This window comes from Modestobacter sp. KNN46-3, from assembly GCF_011039295.1.
This window is the reverse complement of record NZ_JAAKGN010000226.1, coordinates 1-5825: the sequence shown is the minus strand read 5'-3', so window position 1 is coordinate 5825 and position 5825 is coordinate 1. Positions and strand designations below refer to the sequence as shown.

General features: G+C 74.1%; 5 protein-coding genes. 1 reads left to right on the top strand and 4 read right to left on the bottom strand.

Going from position 1 to position 5825, the window contains the following annotated elements; translation table 11 throughout:
* Nucleotides 1-196 precede the first annotated feature (196 nt).
* The gene (locus G5C62_RS25195; RefSeq protein WP_164703170.1) at nt 197-1414 is read left to right on the top strand and encodes a cysteine desulfurase-like protein; all 1218 of its coding nucleotides are present in this window, start codon (nt 197-199) and stop codon (nt 1412-1414) included.
* A gap of 3 nt (nt 1415-1417) precedes the next feature.
* Here G5C62_RS25195 and G5C62_RS25190 read toward each other — a convergent pair whose 3' ends face one another.
* The 4 genes from G5C62_RS25190 to folP form a co-directional block, all read right to left on the bottom strand.
* The gene (locus G5C62_RS25190) at nt 1418-2410 is read right to left on the bottom strand and encodes an NAD(P)H-quinone oxidoreductase (RefSeq protein WP_164703169.1); all 993 of its coding nucleotides are present in this window, start codon (nt 2408-2410) and stop codon (nt 1418-1420) included.
* A 178-nt stretch (nt 2411-2588) separates the two neighbouring features.
* On the bottom strand, nt 2589-4184 hold the full coding sequence (locus G5C62_RS25185; protein ID WP_164703168.1) for a 4-coumarate--CoA ligase family protein: 1596 nt from the start codon (nt 4182-4184) through the stop codon (nt 2589-2591).
* A gap of 92 nt (nt 4185-4276) precedes the next feature.
* Nucleotides 4277-4702 (bottom strand): PaaI family thioesterase, encoded by a 426-nt coding sequence (locus G5C62_RS25180; RefSeq protein ID WP_036339350.1) that lies wholly within the window; start codon nt 4700-4702, stop codon nt 4277-4279.
* A gap of 114 nt (nt 4703-4816) precedes the next feature.
* On the bottom strand, nt 4817-5677 hold the full coding sequence (gene folP / locus G5C62_RS25175) for a dihydropteroate synthase (protein WP_206330857.1): 861 nt from the start codon (nt 5675-5677) through the stop codon (nt 4817-4819).
* Nucleotides 5678-5825 lie beyond the last annotated feature (148 nt).

The following is a 5825-nucleotide window of genomic DNA, read 5'->3' as shown; positions in this document are numbered from 1 at the left end:
TGCCGCCCTCGTCGCCCTCCGGCAGGTGCATGCCGCCGACCGGCTGCCCGTCCGGCCCCACGACGAGGACCTGCTGGCGGCCTGGCTCACCGGTGCCTGGTGCTGTCATGCCCCCATCCTCCCCCGGCGCTGCCGGCCTGCCCGTCGAGGGGCCGCACCGGTCCGGCGCGGCCGGCCGACTGACTACGCTCCCCGCATGTCGTCGGGGGAGGGCCAGCTGGACGTGGCCCGTGTCCGGGGCCTGTTCCCGGGGCTGTCCGACGGCCTGGTGCACGCCGACGGGCCGGGGGGCGCGCTGGTGCCGGAGAGCGTGGTGCGCGCCGTCTCCCAGGCCATGCGGGTGCCGATCGCCGGCCGGGGCGGTGTCTTCGCCTCCTCCGCCCGGGCGGAGCAGCTGGTCGCCGGCGCGCGGTCCGCGGTCGCCGACCTGGTGGGCGGCGCACCCGGCGGGGTCGTCCTTGGGCCGAACATGACCACGCTCACCTACGCCGTCGCCCGGGCGCTGGCCAAGCACTGGCGCCGCGGCGACGAGATCGTGGTCAGCCGGCTGGACCACGACGCCAACATCCGCCCGTGGCTGCAGGTCGCCGACGAGCTCGGCCTGGCCGTGCGGTGGGCCGAGGTGGACATCGAGACCGGGGAGCTGCCGGACTGGCAGTACGACGAGCTGGTCACCGACCGCACCCGGCTGGTCGCCGTCACCGCGGCCAGCAGCGCCATCGGCACCCGCCCCGACGTCGCCTCGATCGCCGAGCGCGCGCACCGGGTCGGGGCGCTGGTCGTCGTCGACGCCGCGCACGCCGCACCGCACGCCCCGCTGGACGTCGAGGAGCTGGGGGCGGACTTCCTCCTGCTGTCGGCCTACAAGTGGTGCGGTCCGCACGTCGGCGCGCTGGTCGCCCACCCCGGGCTGCTCGAGGAGCTGTGGCCGGACAAGCTGCTGCCCGCGTCGGAGCGGGTGCCCGACCGGTTCGAGACGGGCGCGCCGCCGTTCGAGCTCTACGCCGGCGTGGCCGCCTCGGTGGACCACCTGGCGGCCCTCTGCCTCGAGGCCACCGGCACCCGGCGGGAGCGGCTGCGCACCTCGATGGCCGCGGTGAGCCGCTACGAGGAGCAGCTGTTCACCCGGCTGGACGGGGCGCTGCGGTCGATGGCGCACGTGCAGGTGCTGGGCGACCCGGCGTGGACCACGCCGACGCTGTCCTTCACCGTCGACCGGCTGCGGCCCCGGCAGGCGGCCACCGAGCTGGCCCGGAGCGGCGTCTGCGCCTGGGACGGCGACTTCTACTCCCGCGAGCTGTTCGACGCGATCGGGGTCAACGAGACCGGCGGCGCCGTGCGGCTGGGCCTGATGCACTACAACACCGTCGAGGAGGTCGACCGCCTCGTCGACGCCGTCGCCGACCTGCGGTAGCCGTCAGGGGTCGGGGACGAGCAGCACCTTGCCGATGTGGGTGCTGGACTCCAGCAGGGCGTGCGCCTCGCCGGCCCGGGACATCGGCAGCCGCCGGTCCACGATCGGCCGGACGACGCCCCGCTCGACGTCGGGCCACACGTCGTGCCGCACCGCCGCCACGATCTCGGCCTTGCCGCCGGGCCCGGTCGCCGGCCGCGAGCGCAGCGTGGTCGCGTGCACCGACCCGCGCTTGCGCATCAGCTTGCCGAGGTCGATCTCGGCCTTCGTGCCGCCCTGCATGCCGATGCCCACCAGCCGGCCGCCGGTGGCCAGCACGTCGAGGTTCCGGGCCAGGTACTTGGCCCCGATGATGTCCAGGACGACGTCCGCCCCGTGCCCGTCGGTGGCCTCCCGCACCACCTCGACGAAGTCCTGCTCGCGGTGGTCCACGCCGATCTCGGCGCCCAGCTCGCGGCAGAAGGCCAGCTTCTCGGCGCTGCCGGCCGTCGTCGCCACCCGGGCGCCGGCGCGCTTGGCCAGCTGGATCGCCATCGTGCCGATGCCGCTGGAGCCGCCGTGCACCAGGAACACCTCGCCGGCCCGCAGCCCGGCGAGCATGAAGACGTTCGACCAGACCGTGCACACGACCTCGGGCAGCGCCGCGGCGGTGGCCAGCTCGACGCCGGCCGGCCGGGGGAGCAGCTGCCCGGCCGGGACGGCGACCCGCTCGGCGTAGCCGCCGCCGGACAGCAGCGCGCACACCTCGTCGCCCACCGACCAGCCGGTCACCTCGGTGCCGACCTCGCTGATCACGCCACTGCACTCCAGGCCGAGCACCTCGCTGGCGCCCGGCGGCGGCGGGTAGTGCCCCTGGCGCTGCAGCGTGTCGGCGCGGTTCACCGCCGTGGCGGCCACGTCGACCAGCACCTCGCCGGGCCCACAGACCGGGTCGGGCACCTCACCCCAGCCGAGCACCTCGGGGCCGCCGGGGGAGCTGATCGTCACCGCACGCATGCCCCCGACCCTAGAAGGACCCCCGTGCTCCCCGCTCCTCGCAAGCTCGCAGCGGGCCCCTGTGCGGGGGCCGGTAGGACCACCGGCCACCGCGACGATCATGGGGTGCCGGTGGCGACACGCCGCGCCCAGCGGCGTGTCGCCCCGCTGGCTCCATGATCGTCGCGGGGCGTGAGCCTCAGCGGTTCTTGAGGTCCTTGCGGAGGATCTTGCCGGCCATCGACTTGGGCACCTGGTCGATGAACTCGACCAAGCGGATCTTCTTGTGCGGGGCGACGTGCTCGGCCATGTAGGCCTTGACGTCGTCCTCGCTGATCTCCGAGCCGGGGGCGCGGACGACGAAGGCCTTGGGCAGCTCCTCGCCGCTCTCCTTGTCCAGCACCCCGATCACCGCGGCGTCGGCGATCTGCGGGTTGTTCAGCAGCACGGCCTCCAGCTCGGCCGGCGCCACCTGGTAGCCCTTGTACTTGATCAGCTCCTTGACCCGGTCGACCACGGTGTAGCGGCCCTCGTCGTCGACGATCGCCACGTCACCGGTGTGCAGCCAGCCCTCGTCGTCCAGCGTCTCGGCGGTGGCCTGCGGGTTGTTCAGGTAGCCCTTCATCACCTGCGGCCCGCGCACCCACAGCTCACCGCGCTCGCCGGGGGCGGCGTCGGAACCGGTGGCCGGGTCGATGAGCCGGCACTCGGTGTTGGGCAGCGCGTAGCCGACCGTGCCCTTGGGGGTCTCGCCGGCACCGGCCGGCTCGAGCCCGGCCTCGGGGGTGGTGTGCGAGACGGGGGAGAGCTCGGTCATGCCGTAGCCCTGGCCCACGGCGGTGCCCTCGGCGGCGCCCTTGCGGAGCCGGTCCTGGGCGGCCTGGGCCAGCGACTCGTCCAGCGGGGCGGCGCCGGAGGTGACGCTGCGCAGCGAGGACAGGTCGAACTGGTCGACCATCGGGTGCTTGGCCAGCGCGAGCACGATCGGCGGGGCCACGAAGGCCCGGGTGATCTTCTGGTCCTGGATGGTGCGGAGGAACTGCTCCAGGTCGAACCGCGGCAGGGTGACGACGGCGCCGCCCCACTGCAGGCCCTGGTTCATCAGCACGGTCAGGCCGTAGATGTGGAAGAACGGCAGGACGGCGATGATCCGCTCGTTGCCCTCGTCGACGCCGGCCAGCGGGCGGGACTGGCTGACGTTGGCCACCAGGTTGCGGTGGGTGAGCATGACGCCCTTGGGCAGCCCGGTGGTGCCGCTGGAGTACGGGAGCGTGATCAGGTCGTTCGCCGGGTCGATGTCGACCTGGACGGCGGGGGCGTCGGCGGTGATCAGGTCGCGCAGCGAGGTGTGGCCCTCGGCGCCGTCCATCACGATGACCTCGTCGACGGGCGACTTCTCCACCGCGGCCAGCGCACGGTCCAGGAACGGCGAGACGGTGACCAGCACCTTGGCGCCGGAGTCCTTCAGCTGGAAGGCGATCTCCTCCGGCGTGTACAGCGCGTTGACCGGGCTGATCACGCAGCCGGCCGCGGCGATGCCGTGGAAGACCACCGGGTACCAGATGGTGTTCGGGCTGAAGACGGCGACGACGTCGCCCTTGCGCAGGCCCCGGGCGTGCAGCGCGGCGGCGACCCGCTCGACGTAGAAGGCGAGCTCACCGTGGGTGATCGTCTCGCCGGAGAGGCCGTCGATCAGCGCCGGGCGGTCCGCCCGCTCTGCGACTCCGGCCAGCACGAACTGCGGTACCGACAGCTCGGGGATCTCGACATCGGGATAGCGACTGGCGAACGCCACGGGGTCCTCCTCGACTCAGGTGCGGTGACGCCAGTCTCACACTCGGCGTGTCGCGCGCCACACCCGGGCTACCCGCCGGTAGCTCCGCGGGGTCAGCGGGGCCAGAGCACCGACTGGGTGCAGCGGAACAGCGCCAGCGTCTTCCCGGTGGCCTCGGCGGTGACCACGGCGTCCCAGACCTGCGTCGTCCGGCCGGCGTGGACGTTGGTGGCGACGGCGGAGATGCGGCCCTCCCGGGCGGTGCTCAGGTGGTTGCTCTTCAGCTCGATGGTGGTGAAGCCGCTGGACCCTTCGGGCAGCAGTGCCCGGGTGGGCAGGCCGCAGCTAGTGTCGGCGAGGGTGACCACGGTGCCGGCGTGCAGGTAGCCGTTGGGCGCCAGCAGCTCGGGCCGGACGTCCAGGTGGGAGGTCAGCCGGCCTGGTTCGTGGGTGTCGACGACGATGCCGAGCAACCCCGGGAAGGTGCCCGGCAGCAGGTCGTTGAGCTCGTCGGCGGTGTGGAACCCGGTGGCGGCCATGCCGGGCAACCTAGCTCTGCCACCGTCCTGCCCCACCGTGTGGGCACCTACCCGACGGCCGGCCGCGGGGTGGGTCCCCCCGGGATCAGGTCACCTGATCCCGGGGGCGGGGCCTCAGGCGAGGCCGCGGGTGGTGCGGGCCGGTGGCCGGTCGCCGCGGATGGAGGCCACCATGTCCAGCGTCTGCCGGGTCGCGGCGACGTCGTGCACCCGGAACACCCGGGCCCCCAGCCACGCGCTGACCGCGGTCGCCGCCAGCGTTCCGGTCAGCCGCTGGTCCACCGGCAGGTCGAGGGTCTCCCCGACGAAGTCCTTGTTCGACAGCGCCACCAGCACCGGCCAGCCGGTCGCGACCAGCTCGTCCAGCCGCCGGGTCGCCTCCAGCGAGTGCCGGGTGTTCTTGCCGAAGTCGTGCCCGGGGTCGATGAGCACCCGCTCGGGGTCCACACCCGCGGCCACCGCGGCCTCGGCGACCGCCGTCGTCCGCCGCACGATGTCGGCCACGACGTCGTCGTAGGTCACCCGGTGCGGCCGGGTGCGGGGCGGGAGGCCGCCGGCGTGGGTGCAGACGATCCCCGCCCCCGCCTCGGCGGCGACGTGTGCCAGCTCCGGGTCGACCCCGCCCCAGGCGTCGTTGACCACGTCGGCGCCGGCGGCCAGCGCCTCCCGGCCGACCTCGGCCCGCCAGGTGTCGATCGAGATGGGCAGCTGCGGGTGCGCCGCACGGATGGCTGCGACCAGGTCCACGGTCCGGCGGATCTCCTCGGCCGGGTCCACCTCCGCGCCCGGGGCCGCCTTCACCCCGCCGACGTCCACCATGTCCGCGCCCTCGGCGACCACCCGCTCGACCCGGGCCAGCGCGGCCTCCAGCGCGAAGGTCGCGCCACCGTCGTAGAACGAGTCCGGGGTGCGGTTGACGATCGCCATCACGACCAGCCCGCCGTCCGGGACGTCCAGGGGACCGATGCGCAGCACGGACCCACTCAACCAGCCCGGCCGGGCGCGCCGTGACACCGTCCGAGGGTGTCCACCACCCCCGATGACGTGCCCGACGACCTCACCGACGTCCTCGACCAGGTGGCCACCGAGGCCCGGCCGCTGGCCGAGGACGGCGTGCGCGTTG